23 protein-coding genes, 1 pseudogene and 1 riboswitch are annotated in these 21,887 nt (G+C 30.0%); of the genes and pseudogenes, 11 read left to right on the top strand and 13 right to left on the bottom strand.

Translation table 11 applies throughout. From position 1 onward, the window contains the following. Nucleotide 1 precedes the first annotated feature (1 nt). The gene (locus ACSUE0_RS02875) at nt 2-424 is read left to right on the top strand and encodes a competence protein ComK (RefSeq protein WP_436956022.1); all 423 of its coding nucleotides are present in this window, start codon (nt 2-4) and stop codon (nt 422-424) included. 8 nt (nt 425-432) lie between these two features. On the opposite strand, the gene ACSUE0_RS02870 is transcribed toward ACSUE0_RS02875, so the two are convergent. Together ACSUE0_RS02870 and ACSUE0_RS02865 are read right to left on the bottom strand one after the other, a co-directional pair. After that, the gene (locus tag ACSUE0_RS02870) at nt 433-882 is read right to left on the bottom strand and encodes a hypothetical protein (protein WP_119615298.1); all 450 of its coding nucleotides are present in this window, start codon (nt 880-882) and stop codon (nt 433-435) included. A gap of 136 nt (nt 883-1,018) precedes the next feature. Next, nucleotides 1,019-1,654: a pentapeptide repeat-containing protein gene (locus ACSUE0_RS02865; RefSeq protein WP_436956020.1), complete on the bottom strand. Its 636-nt coding sequence runs from the start codon at nt 1,652-1,654 to the stop codon at nt 1,019-1,021. A gap of 318 nt (nt 1,655-1,972) precedes the next feature. On the opposite strand from ACSUE0_RS02865, the pseudogene ACSUE0_RS02860 reads away from it, so the two are divergent. After that, nucleotides 1,973-2,526 (top strand): annotated as a pseudogene (locus ACSUE0_RS02860) (transposase); the annotation flags it as partial. Here the strand turns inward: ACSUE0_RS02860 and ACSUE0_RS02855 are convergent. Next, a complete protein-coding gene (locus ACSUE0_RS02855; RefSeq protein WP_017722201.1) occupies nt 2,515-3,228 on the bottom strand; it encodes a transaldolase in 714 nt (237 codons plus the stop codon). The pseudogene ACSUE0_RS02860 and the gene ACSUE0_RS02855 overlap by 12 nt on opposite strands. Before the next feature lie 279 nt (nt 3,229-3,507). Between ACSUE0_RS02855 and ACSUE0_RS02850 the strand changes: the two genes are divergently transcribed. The 3 genes from ACSUE0_RS02850 to ACSUE0_RS02840 all read left to right on the top strand — a co-directional run bounded on the left by ACSUE0_RS02850 (nt 3,508) and on the right by ACSUE0_RS02840 (nt 4,757). Further along, the gene (locus ACSUE0_RS02850; RefSeq protein WP_436956018.1) at nt 3,508-3,813 is read left to right on the top strand and encodes a hypothetical protein; all 306 of its coding nucleotides are present in this window, start codon (nt 3,508-3,510) and stop codon (nt 3,811-3,813) included. Nucleotides 3,814-4,041: 228 nt separating this feature from the next. Continuing rightward, nucleotides 4,042-4,407, top strand: coding sequence for a fluoride efflux transporter CrcB (gene crcB, locus ACSUE0_RS02845; RefSeq protein ID WP_119614677.1), 366 nt, complete (start codon nt 4,042-4,044; stop codon nt 4,405-4,407). Next, nucleotides 4,404-4,757 carry a fluoride efflux transporter FluC gene (locus tag ACSUE0_RS02840; protein ID WP_119614678.1) on the top strand — a complete coding sequence of 118 codons (354 nt, stop codon included), beginning with the start codon at nt 4,404-4,406 and terminating at the stop codon, nt 4,755-4,757. The genes crcB and ACSUE0_RS02840 overlap by 4 nt, the downstream gene beginning before the upstream one ends. A gap of 222 nt (nt 4,758-4,979) precedes the next feature. Here the strand turns inward: ACSUE0_RS02840 and ACSUE0_RS02835 are convergent, their stop codons facing one another. The 3 genes from ACSUE0_RS02835 to metK form a co-directional block, all read right to left on the bottom strand. Beyond that, nucleotides 4,980-5,816, bottom strand: coding sequence for an aldo/keto reductase (locus ACSUE0_RS02835; RefSeq protein WP_436956016.1), 837 nt, complete (start codon nt 5,814-5,816; stop codon nt 4,980-4,982). Nucleotides 5,817-6,104: 288 nt separating this feature from the next. Then, nucleotides 6,105-7,013, bottom strand: a complete 909-nt coding sequence (locus ACSUE0_RS02830) for a nuclease-related domain-containing protein (RefSeq protein ID WP_029376984.1) — start codon at nt 7,011-7,013, stop codon at nt 6,105-6,107. A gap of 93 nt (nt 7,014-7,106) precedes the next feature. Next, a complete protein-coding gene (gene metK, locus ACSUE0_RS02825; protein ID WP_119614680.1) occupies nt 7,107-8,303 on the bottom strand; it encodes a methionine adenosyltransferase in 1,197 nt (398 codons plus the stop codon). A 109-nt stretch (nt 8,304-8,412) separates the two neighbouring features. Then, nucleotides 8,413-8,525: riboswitch (SAM riboswitch) on the bottom strand. Between the two features lie 166 nt (nt 8,526-8,691). On the opposite strand from metK, the gene pckA reads away from it, so the two are divergent. Beyond that, on the top strand, nt 8,692-10,281 hold the full coding sequence (gene pckA, locus ACSUE0_RS02820) for a phosphoenolpyruvate carboxykinase (ATP) (RefSeq protein WP_436956013.1): 1,590 nt from the start codon (nt 8,692-8,694) through the stop codon (nt 10,279-10,281). Nucleotides 10,282-10,354: 73 nt separating this feature from the next. Here the strand turns inward: pckA and ACSUE0_RS02815 are convergent, their stop codons facing one another. Then, the gene (locus ACSUE0_RS02815) at nt 10,355-11,128 is read right to left on the bottom strand and encodes an alpha/beta hydrolase family protein (RefSeq protein ID WP_182475173.1); all 774 of its coding nucleotides are present in this window, start codon (nt 11,126-11,128) and stop codon (nt 10,355-10,357) included. Next, a complete protein-coding gene (gene ytkD, locus ACSUE0_RS02810) occupies nt 11,112-11,582 on the bottom strand; it encodes an RNA deprotection pyrophosphohydrolase (protein WP_430459423.1) in 471 nt (156 codons plus the stop codon). Before ytkD ends, ACSUE0_RS02815 begins: the two co-directional genes overlap by 17 nt. 72 nt (nt 11,583-11,654) lie before the next feature. On the opposite strand from ytkD, the gene yidD reads away from it, so the two are divergent. Beyond that, nucleotides 11,655-11,894: a membrane protein insertion efficiency factor YidD gene (gene yidD / locus ACSUE0_RS02805; RefSeq protein ID WP_119604210.1), complete on the top strand. Its 240-nt coding sequence runs from the start codon at nt 11,655-11,657 to the stop codon at nt 11,892-11,894. Here the strand turns inward: yidD and menC are convergent. Further along, nucleotides 11,888-12,892 (bottom strand): o-succinylbenzoate synthase, encoded by a 1,005-nt coding sequence (gene menC, locus ACSUE0_RS02800; RefSeq protein ID WP_119614683.1) that lies wholly within the window; start codon nt 12,890-12,892, stop codon nt 11,888-11,890. The two genes, yidD and menC, sit on opposite strands and share 7 nt — an antisense overlap. An 18-nt stretch (nt 12,893-12,910) precedes the next feature. Further along, complete coding sequence (gene menE, locus ACSUE0_RS02795; protein WP_436956010.1) at nt 12,911-14,290, bottom strand: o-succinylbenzoate--CoA ligase; 1,380 nt, start codon at nt 14,288-14,290, stop codon at nt 12,911-12,913. Between the two features lie 265 nt (nt 14,291-14,555). Here menE and ACSUE0_RS02790 point away from each other — a divergent pair, with 265 nt between their 5' ends. From ACSUE0_RS02790 to ACSUE0_RS02775, 4 genes are all read left to right on the top strand, one after another. Further along, nucleotides 14,556-15,119, top strand: a complete 564-nt coding sequence (locus ACSUE0_RS02790; RefSeq protein ID WP_119614685.1) for a PepSY domain-containing protein — start codon at nt 14,556-14,558, stop codon at nt 15,117-15,119. Nucleotides 15,120-15,863: 744 nt separating this feature from the next. After that, nucleotides 15,864-16,865, top strand: coding sequence for a glycosyltransferase family 2 protein (locus ACSUE0_RS02785; protein ID WP_119614686.1), 1,002 nt, complete (start codon nt 15,864-15,866; stop codon nt 16,863-16,865). 5 nt (nt 16,866-16,870) lie between these two features. Beyond that, the gene (locus tag ACSUE0_RS02780; RefSeq protein ID WP_436956007.1) at nt 16,871-17,137 is read left to right on the top strand and encodes a hypothetical protein; all 267 of its coding nucleotides are present in this window, start codon (nt 16,871-16,873) and stop codon (nt 17,135-17,137) included. A 52-nt stretch (nt 17,138-17,189) separates the two neighbouring features. Then, nucleotides 17,190-18,494, top strand: a complete 1,305-nt coding sequence (locus ACSUE0_RS02775) for a trypsin-like serine peptidase (RefSeq protein ID WP_436956005.1) — start codon at nt 17,190-17,192, stop codon at nt 18,492-18,494. Between the two features lie 300 nt (nt 18,495-18,794). On the opposite strand, the gene ACSUE0_RS02770 is transcribed toward ACSUE0_RS02775, so the two are convergent. The 3 genes from ACSUE0_RS02770 to ACSUE0_RS02760 form a co-directional block, all read right to left on the bottom strand. Continuing rightward, entirely contained in the window at nt 18,795-19,223 is a 429-nt protein-coding gene (locus ACSUE0_RS02770; RefSeq protein ID WP_436956003.1) for a hypothetical protein, read from the bottom strand. Nucleotides 19,224-19,525: 302 nt separating this feature from the next. After that, complete coding sequence (locus ACSUE0_RS02765) at nt 19,526-19,702, bottom strand: hypothetical protein (protein ID WP_436956001.1); 177 nt, start codon at nt 19,700-19,702, stop codon at nt 19,526-19,528. Nucleotides 19,703-20,597: 895 nt separating this feature from the next. Beyond that, nucleotides 20,598-21,206 carry a hypothetical protein gene (locus tag ACSUE0_RS02760; RefSeq protein ID WP_119615071.1) on the bottom strand — a complete coding sequence of 203 codons (609 nt, stop codon included), beginning with the start codon at nt 21,204-21,206 and terminating at the stop codon, nt 20,598-20,600. Nucleotides 21,207-21,887: the final 681 nt, after the last annotated feature.

Below are 21,887 nucleotides of genomic sequence, written 5' to 3'. Positions count from 1 at the left end.
CATGTCTAATCTAACTAAAATATTATATTTCAAAACGGCAATAGGACCACAAATACTTACAATATGCCAATTCACTACACATCAATTTATATATCCATCTCCAATTAATCAAACTATTAACTACATTTTAGAAAAGTATCAACGTTCACATAAAGTACAGCTAGAACAGTCTAAACGAATATTAAAGATTAAGAAGTTAGTACCTATTTATATCGATTATCAAACAACAATATTCCCTGTAAAACCTCAACGTTCCCCTATACAATATTATATCAATGCTTGTACTATTAACGGCTTAAAATCCAAAGGTTTATCCACAATAATTTATTTTGATAATGGTACATTTATCACTGTAGAGGCCCCATATATTTTTATATATAAAAAATGGCAAGAAAGTTTAACACTTTCTCACCTTTTAAAATAGTTTCATTACTATAAGGTTTTATTATGTTTATATTCCAGTAATTTTTTAGTGAAATATCCAGTTACTACTTTTATCATGTATAAACTGACTATAACTAATAGCAATGCTCCCACCAAAGTTAATACAACAGTGACAGTTGATAGCTCGACTTCTGGCTTAATAAAATATTGTACCGAAGTCAAACTTGTCAAAAAACCGAACAAGAATAAACCAATAAGTATGATATACGTACCTAAAATGCCTAATAATAATACGAATAATTGCGTGCTTGAAACGACTTTTTCTTTAAAAATATATTCCTTCAAAAATTGATTTGAGAAAGCGACTGGACGATTTAATTGATCGCTTTCATTTAAATCAACTGTTTTAGATAACACTTCATCTAATTTGTTTTTCTCTTTTTTGTTTAAAAACCATAGCTGCTTTTTCACTTTTTGCTCAAAGATATTTGCTTTCATTTGAAATGTTCTCCTTTATCACATTCGCATCACTTCAGTTACTTCCTTAAATAATAAATCAATTATCAGAGTGATTCAATTAAATTTGACGGTTTTTAGAATAAATATGTATCACCACTATTTTATTTCTTTATACTTAGTCAACGACCACGATGCCAATTAACTTAGCAATTTGAACGGCTTGTTCACTCGATACTTTACAACCCATTAAATCATCTTTTCCAACAGTGATATTCCCAAAAAATGATTTACTTATATCACAACTTTTTAATGACGTTTGATAGATTGACATATTATTTAGATTAGATTTTAAAAATTCTACGTTTTTAAGCAGAGTATTATGAAATTCAGCATTTTCTAGGTCACTTGTATTGATTCTAAATGAAGCAATTTTCGATTCTACTAAATTTATAAAATTTGCTTTTACTTCTTCAAATGTAATATGACTTAATCTCATGTTTTTGAATAATGTTCCCGTCATTCTACAATTTTTAAAAGTAACCCTATGAATCGTTCCATAATCCATCTGAGAATTAGAAAAATCACAGTTTTCAAATACAACATCTGTAAAATCAGTACGCCCTAAATCTGAATTAGCAAAACTACAATCTTTGATAGTTGATCCATATATTAACAACCTATCTAATACTTTTTCTTCCAGTGATGAATTTGAGATTTCTGCTAATTCTATTAGATCATCAACTTCATCAAATACATCAGTTAAATCTTTCTTTTCTAAATAACCATTAATATTAGGTGGCTGTATCTTCATTACTTCACTCCTTCCCAGCTAATCATTACATGCATCATAACATTGAACAAGGAGTTATTTAGCCAGAAAATTTATAATATACAGTATATCAGATATATTTCAAAATTTTACATTTTTAATGTGTAAAAAAGAGTCTGGGACATAAATACCCAATCTCAAAAAAGAGGACTAATCCTTAATATGGATTGGTCCTCTTTATATTTAAAATCTTACGATTTTGACCATGCATGCTTACCTGGGGTATGGTTCGAGCCTGTAGTCTCTCACTCATACTATTCCCCTAGGCGTCAGCAAGTTACAAAATCGGTACAATGTATAGTTTGTCCAAATTACAAACGACTCGGTTTTAAAAGATACACTTACAAAAAAGATAGATATGGATTCTAAAGAGACTTTAAATTCTATGAGTGCGATGATTGTTCAAATTGTCCCTTGAAAAATCAATGTATGAAATTGCATTCGAAAATAAATAAAAAGTTAATGAAGAATTATAATTGGGAATATTTCAAATCTCAAGTTAACCAAAAGCTTTCAGGAACAGAAACTAAAAAATCTATAGTCAAAGAAAAATTGATGTATTACCAGTTTTTGGATTTATGAAGGCTATTTTGGGTTTCACTCGCATGTCGGTTCGAGGAATAAATAAGGTTAAACGAGAGCTTGGTTTTGTCTTAATGGCACTAAACATAAGAAAAATAGTAGCTCAACGAGCTACAAAATTTTATAAAAACAAAGAAAACGTCAATTTCTATATAATTTTAATAGAAATTGACGTTTATTCTTTAGTCAGAGATATTTATGTCCCAGACACCTTTTTAGTTATATTTAAATTTAAAATAAAACTCATTTTACTATTACAATTAAAGAATTGATAATCCTGAACTTTGGATATCTTTTGCAAATCCTTTAACTGTATCAACTGATAGTTCATTAATGTCACGACCAAGATTGTTGTTTACTTTTTTAACAACATCTGCTGGACATGTGATAATATCAGCACCAACTTCATCAGCTTGTATAACATTAATTACTTCACGACAACTAGCCCATAATAATTTCACGCCGTCTTTACTGTGGGTAATTTCAGCAGCTTCTTTCATCATAGGGATTGGGTCAACTCCTGTATCTGCAATACGGCCAGCAAATACTGATACATAAGTTGGCACACCTTCAGTTACAGCATCTGTAATTTCTTTAACTTGATCTAAAGTATAAACAGCAGTTACGTTTAAACGTACATTTTCTGCTGATAATTTTTTAATTAGAGAAATAGTTGATTCACCTTTTGTGTTTACAACTGGAATTTTAACAAATACGTTACTACCGTATTGTTTTAAAATTTCAGCTTCTTTTGCCATAGTTTCTAAATCATCTGCAAATACTTCAAATGAGATAGAAGCATCAGGAATCTCGCGAACAGCTTCTTCAGCGAAAGCTTTATAGTCAGTCACCCCTGCTTTTGCCATTAAACTTGGGTTAGTAGTAAAACCATCAACCTGTTTATTTTTATAAGCTGCTTTCATTTCTTCAATATCTGCACCATCTGCAAATACTTCAACATTTAATTTTGCCATTACTTATTCCTCCTGACTTAATTAAATAATTCAACAAAGAATTATTTGATAACGGTTATTAACCATACAACTTAGTTATACCACCTATAAAGAATTAATTCTAATTTTTTGCTTAAAATCAGAATATTTTTACAGTAATATTAAACTTTTTTATACTAAGGGAACTAACCCTACATAAGCACATATTCAATATGTTAATATACTATATAAATATAAATTCTATTAGTTTTTTGTAAATTTATGGTATTATTGTTAAATGAATTGCATTAGGAGGTACAAATGGCACGTTCAAAACTTTACTTTTATTTATCTACTTTATTGGTTATTATTAGTTTTTATTTTAATACAAGAAATCCTCTATTAAACATGCATTTTAATTCAATGATAAAATTAATATTTGTTTGTAGTATTATAAATGCTATCATTTTAATAATTTCCATTATTTTTGCTGATAAATCAATCAAACATCTACACGAAGAGTCAGATTGGATACGAAAAGCAAGTAAGATATTACCATACGTTATTTTAGTCGTAATTATTATTCATATTCTTGCTTCTCTATCAACATTTGGCATAATATTCTAATTAAGGGGCTAGGACACCAATTGATGTCTTGGCCTCTGTTATTGTGGTTAAAGTGAATCTTTAATTTAATAAAATTATGCTTCAGTTTAAACAATCCGGACATTTCAATTACAAATACACTCTAAATTTCTAGTTATATTTGATATTATAAAAACAATAAATAAGCTTTAATAGCAATGCCATGTTGCTAAAACTTGCACTGTTTTTAAGAAAGGAAGCATGCCAACAATGCAATATTTATATATTTTTGTAGGAGGCGCTGTCGGTGCACTACTCAGATACTTGTTTTCATTTATGAATGTTAATTCAACATTTCCTACTGGTACATTTATCGCTAATATTTTAGGCGCTTTTTTAATGGGTTTTCTAGGGACGCTAACTATACAATATTATAAGAATAATCCACTTTTTAAAAAAGGTATTACTACAGGTTTGTTGGGTGCAATGACTACCTTTTCAACATTTCAATTTGAGCTTATACATTTATTTGAGCAACAAGAATATCTAACTGTTGCTATTTACGCAATCAGTAGTTATGTTTTAGGAATTTTCTTATGCTATATCGGCGTTAGATTGGGGGCACGTAGCTCATGATTAACTGTTTATTAATTATGTTAGGTGGTGGCATAGGTGCAGTCATCCGTGGTTTTATTACTAATTTTTGCAATCGCAAATTCAATGGTGTATTACCAGTTGCAACACCTTTCGTTAACATAGTTGGTAGCTTTCTCATTGGTTTCCTATTAGGCACATCGCTTAAGTTAGATTGGATTGAGCCCTTTGTAATCGTTGGTATATTAGGTGGGCTTACTACCTTTTCTACTTTATCATCTGAACTCGTCCAACTATTAATGACTAAAAAGAAAGTTATTTATTTCATTATTTATTCTGTACTCCAATACGGCGTTTCCTTTTTAGCTTGTTTATTAGGTTACATACTTTAACGGAAAACCTAATAATGTTCATTATAAAAAGCCACAAAACCATTAAATTGTTTTTGTGGCTTTTTTATGTCATATACATTGTCCATGCTTAATAATGACAATTTCATTAGGCTTGTAATATTATATCGCAAATTTAACTAAATCAAAGTTAACGAGTAAATATCATTAAATCATTAATTTAATTATTAACACTTAAATAATAATACAGTTTTATATAATACTTTAATGACCACTGTATTTTGCAGGATCTGGTCCAATTCTACGTTCTTCATTGAGGTTATCTAATTTTTCTATTTGTGCAGCTGTTAAAACAAAATCAAATACATTAATATTCTCTTCTATTCTAGAAGGAGTAACCGATTTCGGGATTACTACAACACCATGTTCAATATTCCATCTAATGATTACTTGAGCCGGTGATTTATCCACTTCATTTGCTACCTCATTTACTGTTTCATCTTCCAAAATTTGTGCATTCATTAATGGTGACCATGACTCCATATGAATATTTTGAACTTCCAGATATCTATTTAAAGATGATTGTAATAAATATGGGTGGAATTCTACTTGATTTATTACTGGTTTAATTGAAACTTGTGCTAATAATGCTTCTAAATGTTCAATATTAAAGTTACTTACACCAATATTTTTCACTTTATCATTTTTATAAAGGTCTTCCATACCCTGCCAAGTATCAATCATCAGTGCTTCATCAATTCCAGGCCAGTGCATTAGATATAAATCCAAATAGTCTAAACCTAATTTGTTTAAACTTGTTTCATATGCATCAGCGACATTTTGACGACCGTAATCATCAAGCCATAATTTAGAAGTAATGAATAAATCACTTCTTTTTAATCCTGTTGAAGCTAATCCTTCAGCAATACCTTGACCTACTTTATCTTCATTTTCATAAATCATTGCTGTGTCGATATGTGTATAACCATTTTCAATTGCATGTTTTACTGATGCTGCACATTCGTCATTATTCTCCACACGAAATGTGCCCAATCCAACAATCGGCATTTCATTCCCATTATAAAATGTAATATTTTCCAAGTTAAAATCCCCTTTTTATTTTGTTAATTATTATACTAATCAATATTCCCAAATATATAAATAAAAATGCCTATATGTTTACAATTAATTTTTATTTTTGCAATTCTTTATAGCGTATGTCATCAATCGTATATTTAATTTATGGCTAAATTAAATATGTAGGCTGTATCAGATAATATTTTTAAAGTTTTATAATCCAAAAAAAACTGTCAACAAAAGTCTAAATACTTTTGTTGACAGTTTATACTACATAGCATTATTTATTCTCAAAATATGAAATTTGTGTCTTTAGTTAAATGATTCAATTTCATCCATAACACGTTGTAAATCTTCAACGTTATATTGAATGCGACCATGGAATACAAATTTATTGAAGAATTCATCCAATTGTTCTGGACCAACTAACACTTTGGTATTTGAACTTTGCGCATAGTTTGAAATTGTTACATCACCCTCATTTTTAGGATTGAAATATAAAATTGTTGTTGGTGTGAATTTTAAATTCAATTCTGTTTGAATATCACCAGCTAGTTTCTCAATATCATTCAAATGAGTCGTATAATTAACAAAAGATAATGAGTTTTCATCTTCGTTTTGATCTAATACAAGAGTTTGTGGTTCTTGTCTATCAAGGTCCAACGTGTTAAACACTTGCTCCATTGTTGGTTGTTCTTTAAATTGTGCGGCACTCACACCATTGTATACGTGACCTTTTAATAATTGTGAGTCAATTATATATAAACCAGTACGCGTAAGCACTAAATGACTAATACGCTGTACATCATTAAATTCATTCTTAGGTAAAAATATATTGGCCATAATGTGCATATCTTCTGGGCGAATTCTTTTCTCATTTACTAATCTTTCTCGAATACCAATAAGTCTCATATCAGTTACATATTCACTTTGATTTTTAGAGAATAATTTCAATGCATCAATTTCTCTATTTTTCGAACTAACTGTAGCATTATATTCTTCTTTTTGCTTTGTTACTGTTTTTTTATTTTCTATTCTTTCTTTTTCTAATTCTTCTTCATGCTCATCGCTTAGTTTTTGTTCTCTGGTTTTGTATTGTTCTTCTACCTTTTGTTGTGCTTTCTTCTTACTTTTCAAAGCAATGATAAATAAAATGAAACAAATTACTGCTACAACAATTGCCACAATTAAACCAATCTCTAATGGTCCAAATGAATTCATAACAAAAAACGCTCCTTTATGTGTTCAGTAACTTAATTATAATAGATAAACGCATAGCATTCGAGAATAAAGTTAAAAAATTTTTTGTTCTAGTTAAGCTTTAACTGTATCTTTTAATAAATTAATTTTATCTAACTTTTCCCATGGTAATAGTACGTCTGTACGACCAAAATGACCATATGCAGCAGTTTGTTTATAAATAGGGTGTTTCAAGTCTAACATTTTAATAATTCCAGCTGGTCTTAAATCAAAATGTTGTCTAACTGCCTCAACCAATTCATTTTCTTTAACTTTTCCTGTACCAAATGTATCTATAGAAATAGAAACAGGCTCAGCTACACCAATTGCATATGCAAGTTGCACTTCACATTTGTCTGCTAATTCAGCAGCAACGATATTTTTTGCTACATAGCGTGCAGCATAAGCAGCAGAACGATCAACTTTAGTTGGGTCTTTACCACTAAAGCATCCCCCACCATGACGTGCATAACCACCATACGTATCAACAATTATTTTACGTCCAGTAAGCCCTGCATCACCTTGTGGTCCACCTATAACGAAACGACCAGTAGGATTAATATAAAATTTAGTGTTCTCATCTAAAAGTGCTTCTGGCACTGTTGGATAAATGACATATTGTTTAATATCATCTTGAATTTGTGCTAATTCGATATCTTCAGCATGTTGTGTTGACACGACAATCGTATCAATTCGATGTGGTTGATCTTGCTCATCATACTCCACAGTTACTTGTACTTTACCATCAGGACGTAAGTAATTTAATATTTCATCTTTACGTACATCTGATAAGCGTTTAGCAAGTTGGTGTGACAAGAAGATTGGTAAAGGCATGTATGTATCCGTTTCATTCGTAGCATAACCGAACATCAAACCTTGGTCTCCCGCTCCTGTAGCTTCGATTTCTTCTTCTGATGCGTCTTCACGATACTCTAAAGCTGTATCGACACCTTGAGCGATATCTGGTGACTGTTCATCAATTGCCGTTAATACTGCCATTGTCTGGCTATCATAACCGTATTTAGCACGCGTGTAGCCTATCTCTTTAATTGTTTCTCTGACCACTTTTGGAATATCAACATATGTTGTTGTTGATATTTCTCCTGAAATTAACGCCATACCAGTAGTCACTGTCGTTTCACAAGCAACACGTGCGTTTGGGTCATCTTTCAATATTTCATCCAATATAGCATCAGATACTTGATCCGCTATTTTATCTGGATGCCCTTCTGTTACCGATTCTGAAGTGAATAATCTTCTATTGTAAGTCATAATTTGCTCCTTTAGTTTTAAATTACGAAAATTCTCTCTCTGTTGAGCTCATTAAAAAAGCCTTCTACACTATCAATAAATAGAGAGAAGGCCCTTATACGTCCATTCGCTCTTATCGTTCAGACGATATTTGTCTGCAAACGGTTTGGCACCTTTCTTCGTATTAAGAAGAGGTTGCTGGGCTTCATTGGGTCCATGTCCCTCCGCCACTCAGGATAAGAGAATCCGTTAAGTCCTATAGTACAGAATCAGCGATATAATGTCAATTTTACATTTATTAATATTTATTTAAAATTCCTTTTAAATTGGTATGGACTATTGATATATATGTGTTATACTCTGTAATTGTAAAGGCTTACAATAACTAAATAGCGTTGGAGGGATTAGTATGGCTGTAGATACATACACTTATACGAACAAAATTGAAAGTATTTTAGACAAAAAATCTTCATTATTTCAATTATCTACAACACAGTTGTATAACAAGATTTTAGATAATGATGAAGGCGAACTTACCGAATTAGGTGCAATTAACGCTAGAACAGGTAAATATACAGGTCGTTCACCAAAAGATAAGTTTATTGTAAATGAGCCATCTTATAGAGATGATATTGACTGGGGTACTATTAACCAACCGATTGAAGAAGAAACATTTTTAAAATTATATGATAAGGTTCTAAACTATTTAGACAAAAAAGATGAACTATATGTATTCAATGGTTATGCCGGTAGTGATCACGACTCACAATTGAAATTAACTGTTGTAAATGAATTGGCGTGGCATAATCTATTTGCTCAAAATATGTTTATACGTCCTAATTCAAAAGAAGAAGCTCAAGAAATCAAACCAAACTTCACAATTATTTCAGCACCGCATTTTAAAGCCGATCCAGAAATTGACGGCATAAACTCAGAAACATTTATCATCATATCATTCAAACATAAAGTTATCCTCATTGGTGGGACTGAGTATGCTGGTGAAATGAAAAAAGGTATTTTCTCCGTAATGAACTATTTACTACCTAAAGATAACATTATGAGCATGCATTGTTCAGCTAACGTTGGAGACAAAGGTGACGTCGCTTTATTCTTCGGCCTTTCTGGTACTGGTAAAACGACACTATCAGCTGACCCAACACGTAAACTTATTGGCGATGATGAACATGGTTGGAATGAAAATGGTATTTTCAACATTGAAGGTGGTTGTTACGCTAAAGCAATTAACCTTTCTTATAAAAAAGAACCTCAAATTTATGACGCTATTAAATATGGTACTATTTTAGAAAATGTTGTTGTTGACGAAGATGGTGACGTTGACTTCGATGATAATCAATACACAGAAAATACTCGTGCAGCATACCCAATCAACCACATTGAAAATATTGTAACACCATCTAAAGCAGCTCATCCTAATACAATTATTTTCTTAACTGCAGATGCTTTTGGTGTTCTACCGCCTATTTCAAAACTATCCAAAGATCAAGCAATGTATCATTTCTTGAGTGGATTCACTGCTAAATTAGCTGGTACAGAACGTGGCGTAACTGAGCCAGAACCTTCATTCTCTACATGTTTCGGTTCACCTTTCTTACCTCTAAACGCTAAAGTTTATGCTGATTTATTAGGTAACTTAATCGATCAACACGATGTAGATGTTTATCTTGTAAACACTGGTTGGACTGGCGGTAAATATGGCATAGGACGTCGTATAAGCCTAAGTTACACAAGACAAATGGTAAATCAAGCAATCACAGGGCAATTAAGAGATGCTGAATATATTAAAGATGATATGTTCGGTTTAGATATTCCAGTTGAAGTTGAGGATGTACCTCAAACGCTATTGAATCCTATTAATGCTTGGAGTAAGCCAGAAGCCTATAGAGAGCAAGCTCAAGATTTAATTAACCGTTTCAATCACAACTTCGAAAAATTCGGGGTAGAAGTTGATGATCTAGCAACACGTGGCGGGTTTAAATAATATTTGTTAATTTATATGATATAAAAGAGAGGATTGGGTATTAGAAACCAATCCTCTCTTTTGATATACTCTATTATATTTTATTCTCTTCCACATCTATCATCCACTGTTTAATTTCACAAAGCGTTTGTTTTAGAGCCAATGGTCTCGGTACATGACCTTCTAACATTTGATAAAACGTACGATAAGTTGTTCCCTTTTCCTCTAATTGCTGTGCTAAATGATAGGCATGATGAATGCCTACTTGCTTATCTTTTCCACCATGAACAATAAGTATAGGCGGGCTTGACTTAGTAATCTGAGCTAATGCATCTCGCTGCTGATAGGCAACAGCTTGCTTTTTAGGATGACCAATCATGCGTTTCAACATACCTCTTAAGTCAACGCGTTCTTCATACATTAAGTATATATCAGATACTCCGCCCCAGATAATATAACTTGAGATAGGTAAATCTTGAAATGTGAGCAAACCCTGAAGTCCACCTCTGGAAAATCCAACCATATGAATGGCAGCATAAGGGTATTTTTGATGCAGTATACGTATAGCAACCATAACATCATTTAAATCCGCCCCATAAAATTCATCTTTACCCTCACTACCATTATTCCCTCTATAATATGGACCAAAGACTAAAGTGTTTGTATTTGCAAATTGCATCATTCTAGCTGCTCGTACTTTACCTACTTGGCCCTTACCACCTCGTAGATATATCACAATTCTTTTTACGTCTTCTTTTGGCGTCATTATTAAGCCTCGAACTTTTAAGTTATCAACACAATATGTGACTTCATCAAATATATGATGTATTGATTCAATTGGCATACGCTTTCTATTTATAAAATCCAAGTGATATCACTCTCTCTAAACAGTGTAAAATCGCATCATCCTTCAACAAATAACTTTTTTTACTCTCTGGGATCTCAGCTATATTCTTATAAAATAAAGGACCATTTGTTTCTAAATAATCATCTTGATCACTTATCTCTGATACATTTACCATAAATACATCTTTTGTGAAACATAAGCCATTCGTACGTTGTACTTCATATTGTGCAATATACTCACATTGCGCTATCTTTGCTCCGGTTTCTTCAAATAATTCCCGTGCAACAGCTACTTCACTTGTTTCTCCGTCTTCTTTTTTACCACCTGGGAATTCAACACCACGTAATTTATGGTTTGTAAATAGCAACTGATTTTTATATTTCGGAATAATAAGTACATGATTTCCGTCAGCAATATCTTCTTTATCTTTATATGATAAATATACGTTGTCATTATCTTTATCTTTAAACTTCATATACATCACTCTTCCCCTTATTATGTTAAACTAACTATGCTAAAGCTAAGTTATTTGTTGGAGGCAAAATTTATGAAAACTATATTTCTTGGACTCATTCATATTTATCAACGATTTATATCGCCCTTGACGCCCGCAACTTGCCGTTTTTATCCTACTTGTTCTGAATATACCAGAGAGGCAATTCAGGTGTATGGTGCATTAAAAGGTACTTGGTTAGGTATTAAAAGGATTTCAAAATGCCATCCGCTTCATAAAGGCGGCTTTGACCCAGTTCCCCTTAAGAAAAAAGATAACAAAAAAAATCAATAAATTCGTGTTAATCTTGTACTTTTAACCTTTGGAGGCTCAAAATAGATTGAGTCTCCTTTTAATATACCCGCACGATCAACCACATCTTTTTCAAAATAATAACCTTCTGGTGTGATATCACTGGGATAACTAGAAAATTGGGCTAACATCGCAGTAAAATATCTACTTAATCCATACTCATACATACCACCTATGACTATTTTTATATTTTTTTCCTTAAGAATTTTAATGGTATCCATCACTTTATCGATTCCACCTAGTCTAAATGGTTTCAATACAACAACGTCTATAGCGAAATCATCTATAACTTCTAATATGTTATTTATCGTGTCTGCCTTTTCATCTATAGCAACTGGTGGTAATTCGTATGCATCAAACTGATTTAGCTTATTTAAAGATTTAAACGGTTCTTCAATATACAATAATTGATTATACCCAATTGTTGTTAGCTTTGATATCTCCGAATCGGTTATAGATTCATTTGCATCTACAACAATATCTGGTTTAAATGGTAATTGTTTAATTGATTTAATATCACTTAAAATTGAATCAGACCATTTCACTTTAACACGTTGGGGTTGTGTTTGGGATAATTGCAAAATATTTTCTTCTGCTAAACCGCTAATTGTTGCACCATAGGCTACGCTAAAATCTGTTAATTTGAAAAACATTTGATAGCAAGCCATTACAATCATACTTCTAGTTGCCGGATATTTAGATAGATGTTTTAAACTACGTAATATTTCATCGAATGTATAAAACTCTATATCTTTAATACTTTCGAACCAATCTTTCACTTGTATTTGGGCATCATCAATCGTTTCATTTGTATACCAATCAGTTTCAAACGCATTACACTCTCCATAGTAATATGAATTATTTTCCGTAACTAAAGCTACAAACAATGCTTTACGTGTTTCTAGTTTTATTTTAGGTGTAATAATTGGTGTATTAAAGCGCTCGTCATAGAGGTATAGATGCATATCAACTATTTTCATATAAACTCCTTATTACTTTTATAAATGTTTTCTCTGCAATTTACCTGTTGATGTATAAGGTAACGAAGTAACACGCTTGAATTGTTTTGGCACTTTATACTTTGCTAGATGATTTTGGAAGAATTCTATTAAATGTTTATTGGTTATAGCTTCTGAAGCAACATAATATAAATAAGGTACTTCTCCCCATGTAGCATCTTCAACACCAACACACATTGCATCTTCGATAGATTCGTGCTTTTTAGCGACTGTTTCTATTTGGTAAGGGTATATATTTTCTCCACCACTTATAATTAAATCTTTTCGACGGTCATATACCACGACATAACCTTCTTCATCTATTTCTGCTATATCACCAGTCTTAAAATAACCATCTACAAAGGTATCTTTTTTATGCATTGGAAAAAGATAACCATTCATGACATTGTCACCTTTAATCAATAATTCTCCATGACCATTAACATTTGGCTGCGAAATTTTCACTTCAACATTATCGCTAGGTTTTCCAACCGTGTCTGGTCTTAGTTTCAACATTTCTGGTGTTGCTGTTAAGAATTGCGAACATGTCTCAGTCATACCAAAAGAATTATAAATCGGTAAACCATAGTCTAACGCTCTATTTATTAACGATGTGGTTAGTTTAGCTCCACCGAGCAATATTTTTTCAATCGAGAATGGTTGATGCCACCCTTTGTCCATTAACCATTTTAGTGTTTGTGGTACTAATGATATATGTGTAGGTGTTTCCTCTTTAATTATCTTCATCATTTTATCAGCGTCAAATTTCGCTTCAAGTCGTAATGTAAAACCCTCAATTAACGCTCGTAACACTACACTCAAACCAGAAATATGATAAATCGGCAATACCGATAACCATTTCGTAGATTGATTAAATCCAAGACTCTCTTTACAACCTAATGCACTTGCATAATGGTTGTAAAAGGTTTGTGGCACTGCCTTCTGAGGACCTGTAGTACCAGAAGTAAACATAATCGATGCGATACGATCAATTGAGAACGGCGCTTCGAATTCGTACCCTTCCTGAGTCTGCAATGTTTGAAAATCTATCACTTTAATATCTCTTAAATGAAGCTGTTCCATCGCTATGACTGTACTTACATCTATAGATTTCATTTGAGCAATCATTTCTTTTTTAGTTAATCTCGTATTGACCATAGCTACTTCTATACCTGCTACCCATGCAGCATTAATTAATACTATGGATTCAATTGTATTGTTAATATATAAACCTATTCTGCTTAATTCTAATTGTTCTAGACTATAAGCGAGTCTTTTAGCTCTATCATACATCTTTCCAAAAGTAATTTGATTCACACCATCATCGATAAATATTTCTTTATTATTTTGTTCAGCTTGTGTTTTCAACCAAAAATCCAATCTGTCATTCCTCCATCTCAGTTATAATTATTATAACGTGTTTATGTTTATTTAACAGTATTCATGCACACCACCTATGATTTTTAATATTTTTCCTATTTATTAACTATTTTTATCATTTTAAAATATAAATGTTACTTTCATTTTAAAATTTAGTTAAATCAACTCATTCAACTGGTTATAATCAAATTTTCACCTTTAATGTTTTATCTACATCAAAGGTTGGGTAATTATTTATTGTAAAAATAATAAAGGAGTGAAACAGATGAAGTTAAAAAGTTTATCAGCAATAGTGTTTTCTAGTTTATTATTAGCTAGTTGTGGAAATGGTTCATCTGACAGTGATTCAAAATCTGAAAATAAAAAAGATACAAAATCCGATAACCAAGTTATCGCTATCAACAAAATCAAAACAAGTCCTGATGACGCTATTAAAAAAGCCCAAGAAACATACGACAACCAAAATTTAAAAGGCATCTCATATGAAAAAAGCAATGGCGAATGGGCATATAAAATTGAACAGCAAGGTGATAAGAAAGAATCAGAAGTTATTATCTCTGATAAAAATAAAAAAATCTTGAATAAAGAACAAGAGAACGAAGATTCAATTAATAATAACGAAGCATTTAATTATAATGAAGCCATCGATTATAAAGACGCCATTAAAAAAGGTCAAAAAGAATTTGACGGAGACATCAAAGAGTGGTCACTATCAAAAGACGATGGGAAACTTGTTTATGATTTAGACCTTAAAAAAGATAAAGAAAAACACGAAGTGACTATTGATGCTAAGAATGGCAAAGTATTAAATAACGAACAAGATAATTAAATATTTCTAAGTTAAATATTTAATTATAGTCAGTGATTCAAAAAATCCATTTCTATTAATTCACAATTTTTATCATAATTAAGAAATTATAAATGAAAGAAAAATACTTAAATTAAACTATCACTTTTGTTAAATATAAGCATTTGTGCTATATGGGTACTGAAAGAAACCTTAACTATTTAAAACGAAATCCGTCGTTTTCTATTGGAAAAGTTAACTGTATTGAAAACTTTAATACCACTTTCTTAATTTGCTGTTGAAGCTCTTACACAAGAATCACTAACTTAATATTATATATACAAGCGCCAAAGCTCTTGCTTAAGAACTGCTAACTTAATAAATTAATTATTGGTTCTTTAAAACAATTGCTTGAGCTGGTGCTTATACATAAGACTCACTTTAGTCACCCACTCTATAACAAATATTAACTTCTAAATATCTTACCAATGGTCAGTCTATATTTTAATTTATAACTCTACTATAGCAATTGTACAACACACCCTTTAATATACCTCCCCCTATATTATTAACCCGCTTACATCATTTACTAAATAAAAAATTTACTTACATAACCTAAAATTAAAATAAATCGTATTACTATTTAATATTTTATTTCCATATATAACTTTCGTTAATCTAACTTATTTTTTTATTATTTTTGCTTGTACTTATTTTAAAAAACGACTAACTACATATACTAATAATGCCTTCTTTGCTAACTTTGTAAAAAAGGAGGCGTTTAAAATTAAAAAAGTAAGCATAGTTATGCCAACATACAATAACGATTGTTCTCTTTCTCGTACAATCGATTCTGTTATTAATCAAACAATGGAGAAAAGCAATTATGAGCTAATAATTGTAGACGATCATTCAAATAACTCGAATACATTAAATATTATTAAATCCTATACAAAAAAATACAGTAAGTTAATTAAATTCAAACGACTAAAATTCAACAGTGGTAGTGCTAGCAAACCAAGAAATAAAGGTATTGAAATGAGTATTGGTCAATATATTTTCTTTTTAGATTCTGACGATTTTTTACACCCGCGTGCTTTAGAAGACTTATATAATTATGGAATTAAACATAAAAGTGATTTGATTATTGGAAAATACGGCGTTAAAGGTAAAGGTAGAAGCGTACCTAAAGCTATATTTGAAAATGGAAATGTTCCGAAAGCTAATATTATTGAAAATAGTATGTTCTATGCTTTATCTGTACTCAAAATGTTTAAAAAAGCAATTATAGATAAAAATAAGTTAAGATTTAAAACATTTTCACAAACTGGTGAAGATCAACTATTCACTATAGAATTTCTAATGAACTCTAGGAATTATGCTATAAAAACAGATTACGAATACTATGTCGTAGTCAATAATTTTGATAATGGCACACATTTATCACATCAGAAAAGTACAGGGAAACAATACTTTGCAACAATTAACGAAATTTATAACACCATTTACAAAAGCCCAATTTACAAAGATCAAAAAACACGGGACCAATTTGCTGGAAAATTTACTACGCGGTTATTTAGACACGGGCAAAAGAAAAATTTTGCAATTAGTAAAATGAAATATGAAGATAAAATTGAATGGTTGAAGTATTTTTCAAAAACACTTAATAGTGTGCCTAGAAGCGCCGATCAGTACGTTACACAAATTTTCAATATGAAATTAGAAGCCATAAGACAAAATAATTTGTTAGCTGTTATGGCTTCAGATAAATTCATTAAAGGAGAATAACTAAAGTGCATGATTACAACTATAATGATACAAAAGAGCTTGAATTAAATGCCATAGATATAAAAAATAACAAGAACAAAATTGAATGGATATATGCTAATTATGAAAATATAACCTTAAAAATCCAAAAATATGATATACCTTGGTTAATTATGAACGATTATAAAATTGCAAGAATTAAAAACTTAGATACGAAAGCATACTTTAATGACTTAAAAGTAGTATTTGATTTTACCAATGACAAACTAATCTATGTGACATACAGCGATTAATTAATTTAGGAATATTACTTTTATAATTTTGTTTTTAGGAGAATTTAAAATAATGAGAAATTTAATAAGGAGATCTCTTTTAATAATATCGATTCTATTGCTCCTCTCTTATGTTTTAAAAGATAGAAGTGTTGGTGCATCATCAACAAACAATGATGATACATATATAACTGAACCCACAAAACCTATAAAAGATGCTACACCTGTTGATTATGAGATACCGCAAGAAAACCTTAGACCTATAGAAGAAGCCACTGGAATTGATATAGAAAGAATTTTAGGCAAAGATGACCGTATATTAGTAGAGAATTATACCTCTTATCCCTATAAAACTATAGTACTTTTAAACATGACATTTACCAATATAACTTATATTGGTACAGGTACTGTGATTGCTCCTGATACAATACTTACAGCAGCGCATAACGTTTACGATTCAAGACTTGGTGGTTGGGCTACTGAAATAACAGCTTATGCTGGAGCAAGAGCTAACAAAGCTACTATAGGTAAAGCAAAAGTAGATAAAAAATATGTATTACCAGAATGGATCAATTCTCAATCTTCTCAACATGATTTAGCAGTTATTAAGTTAAAAACCTCTCTTGGATACCAAACAGGTTCTTTAGGAATAACTAACAAAATGAAATTAAGCGAACCTATAGAAACAGCTGGATACCCTGCTGATAAAGGCAATTGGACATCATATAAAGGAAACGGTCTATTAAAAAAATTTACTAATTTTAATGTTTATTATGATATAGATACTTATGGTGGACAAAGTGGCAGTCCAGTATGGAATACAGACAAGAAAATTATTGGAGTACATGCTTATGGTTCTAGCCCGCTAAACTTTGCCACCAAAATAAATGATACAAATTTGAAATTAATAAAAAATTGGACAAACATTCCAGTTGGTCATGTCTACAACAAAGATGTCACTGTATCCAAAAGTAATATTTCCGTTTGGAACGATTTTCAATTTCATATTAAGAAACCCCTGACTCATATTAAACTCGGTAATGTTTATAAAGCGAAATATATATACAAACATAACAATGGACAAACTTATTTATCTCTATATGATAATAAAAATAAATGGATAGGTTATTTTAATAAAAGAGATGTTTCTGATTTAAAAGGAACGCTACTGAATAAAAAAGTCAAAATAAATAAAAACAATTATGTAATCTGGGATTCTTTTTATTTCGACAACAAAAAAGGTCTAAGCAAAAACTTCTATGGAAAAACTTTAAATGCCAAATATAGTTACGTACTTGGTAATAATGAAGAATTTTATTCTTTATATGATTTCAAAAATAAGTGGGTAGGCTACATAAATAAAAAAGCCACACAGTAATGTATCTAAATAAATATATTAGCTGTAATACTATAAATGAAAAACAATCTAGAAATAAAATTCATAATACTAAATCTAACAAGCAACTTTTAAATAATGTATATTCTGTATTGAATATGCTATTTTACCTAATATAAATAAACTAGTTAAATACCTCAATTAGATACTGTAGTGTTTTAGTGCCATATCCTTTCTGAGAATATTTTGTATCTATAAAAAGCATTTCTAAATTTTTGTTCGTTTGTACCTGAGAAACCAATTGCTTCGTAAGCATTAAACCACAAATAAGCTTCGACAAATTTAAAATATATCTTGATGAGAAAACTTTTCTTGAAAGGCAAGTAAACTCTCCTTAACAAAATTACAATCTTTATCTTTAAAATGGATTGCAGCTTCATGTTTTAATGGCAATCTATCTTTCATAATTTTAACTCTATCTTTGAAAAAATCGTCTATATTACCGTAAATTATTATATCTTCATTTAAACAATCGGGTATTGTTAGTAATTCACTGCCTATGGTGTATGCGCTAAATAATTGATAAAACGACTCGTCATCAATTGAATCTAAATATAGTAATTCTTTTCTTTTATCTCTTGGATGCTTAAACAACTTGTAAAAAAACTTAGATATATAATTTTTTTCTTGATAATATCTTTGTTCTGTTAAACTTTCATTTTCCAATAATTTTAAGTAACTATTTATATTTATATTTATATTTAAAGACAATAATAACACCTCATTGATATTCTTTATTATAAATACCCTATATTATAAAAATCAAAATATTTTTAAAGAATAAAATAACCAAGAAAATATAATAAATAATACATTGGTATTTTAAAATCTCGTACAACACTACAGCGATATTTGCGACTACTACTTTAATAGTATTTATACAAATGATTGTCTATTAACTATAAACCTTATGGTAATAATAGTATAAGTCTTTCGCCAGATATCTTATGGAAGTAAATTTCGTATTTATATTCACGTGGTGCGTCTGAGTTTGTTATCTTCATAGTACTAACTTAAAAGAATGAAATAGTTTTACTAGCTTTAACAATATCCTTTGTGAAGAAAAATTGTTTACCCTCCCCAGTATATGCTGCATTCAAAATCATGTTTGCTTTTGTGGAATAAAGCCATTCTGGATTGATTCCTGAATTTAATACTTCTTTTGTAACATAATATAAATAACGTCGCATTATTTCAGACAATCAAGGAGAACATAAAAGATTTCAAAAAAATATTGAAAATAAGTTAGAACATACAAGGAGAAGTAGATAAAATGAAAATTTTATTAAAGAAATAGGAATAGCTTTAAAATATGAAATAATCGCATATCATGAATTATTGCAAAAGAGAATAATAAACTTGTACTTATTGAATCTCCAAATAAAAAGTCTATTTCAACTTTTACAAAACTATAATCAATATAAAATGTAGTTAATTAAGTAATGAGAAAAGTTGGATAGATTTTTAAGACTACAAAATTATTAAAAACCCACCTATTCATTTAAGTAGGTTTAAAGTGATGTTTTTCTAGTCATAATAATAAAGAAAAGCACAAAATTTTTAATCGTTTTAAATTACTACGATACAACTCCATCATTGTTTGTAAAAGTGATATTTTTATTTTTTTCTATCTTGTTCTACTAACTCAACAACCTTTTTATACCTTCATCAACTGAACGCACTCTCATTTTATTACCAAATATTCTACTGCCTTTAGTTAATAAATCATATCAGACTTTTGTGCCCTTCTAGTGTTCAGTTGCCATTTAAAAGTACCTCTATTTCAATTTACGTCTACGAAACCTTAATTTTGACATGGATATTTTAATTTTTTATGCCAATTTGACATGCTGTTGACATATTCTATGAAAGCTTATATAAAAAAACACCGAAACCCCATTATATCCAGGTTTTCGATGTTTCAAGAAAGCTCAAATTATGTAATTAACGGAGAGTGAGGGCATTAGTTAACTTTCTAATTCATATTAAAACGGCTCAAATACGCTAAATAACAGCATTTTGTTTCTAACTAAAATTAAAGAAATATAACTAAAATGACACGTATTTGACACGTAAAATACCCACCTATTTATTTAGGTGGGCTTTTGCGTATTCGTATAATTTCTCTAAAGTAGTACAATCTATATAATCTAACCTGTTATTATCCATTTTTAATTTAGATAATATAAATGGACTAATTCCTACATCTACGTGAATTTTATTTATATTAATATCAGTTCTTAAAAGTTCTATTATTAACAATTTTCTTTCTAAAAAACTACCTGTATATAAAAATTGATGTTGAAAAGCTGTAAGAGATTCAATTACAAAATTACAGTCTTTATCTTTGAAGTGAATTGCTGCCTCATGTTTTATAGGTAATCTAGTTTTCAATACTTCAACACTTTCTATAAAAAACGCTCCTATGCCCCCTATTTTTTTAATATCATGGTTTAAACAATCTGGTATTGTTAGAACATCACTACCTATAATATATGCACAAAATAATTGATAAAATTCATCATCATCAATAGAATCTAAATATAGTAATTCTTTACTTTTATTTCTTGGATGTTTAAATAAATTGTAAAAGAACTTTGATATGATATTTTTATCTTTATAATATATTAGTTCTGCTGAATTTTCGTCTGACAATAGTTTCAAATATCTATTTATAGTTTCATTTAAAATCAAAAATAACACCTCATTGAAATACTTTACTTATACATACCCTATATTTTAAGTTCTAATATAAGTTCATATTAGAAAATCAACAACCTATTAATACAAAATATCACGAAATCACATGTGTGGGTCATATTTATAATGTGACAAAACTATTTAGTGTTATATGTACTTATATTTTATATTTTTAAGTTTCTTCAAATCTTTTTCTAGGCGCTCAACTTAATTTCTATATTGGTACCATGGGCGGGAAATAGAAATAGATAATTGAAATACTTTTTTAGTTTAACAATGACTATTTTATTTCTACAATATCCTTTAAATTTATCTTACTTAATCCAGTTTCTTCATATAAAAAAAGACCCACTTATACAGTGGGCTGTCGGAAATACTATTTAGTAAATAAGTTATTATTCGATTGTACCCTTATAAAAAGAAAATAAACAAAAACCACCCAGTGACATGTTTGGGTGGAATGAAAAATGCAACAAAATTATATAATTTATAATACATGTGTATAAATTATATAATAAAACAAAAACACCCACTAGTTTTGTGAGTGTTAACTATATTTATAAAATGCTGAAACTAATTTATTTTTATCATTTTCTTGCTCTTTAGTTTGGAAAATCTCAAATCCACAATTTTCACAATAGAATTTTTCTAACTCATTTGAGTCATACCAATCGA

Origin of the sequence: Staphylococcus sp. AS1337 (assembly GCF_051408735.1) — a bacterium.
Classification (GTDB): domain Bacteria; phylum Bacillota; class Bacilli; order Staphylococcales; family Staphylococcaceae; genus Staphylococcus; species Staphylococcus xylosus_B.
This window is presented reverse-complemented; position numbering and strand designations above follow the sequence as displayed.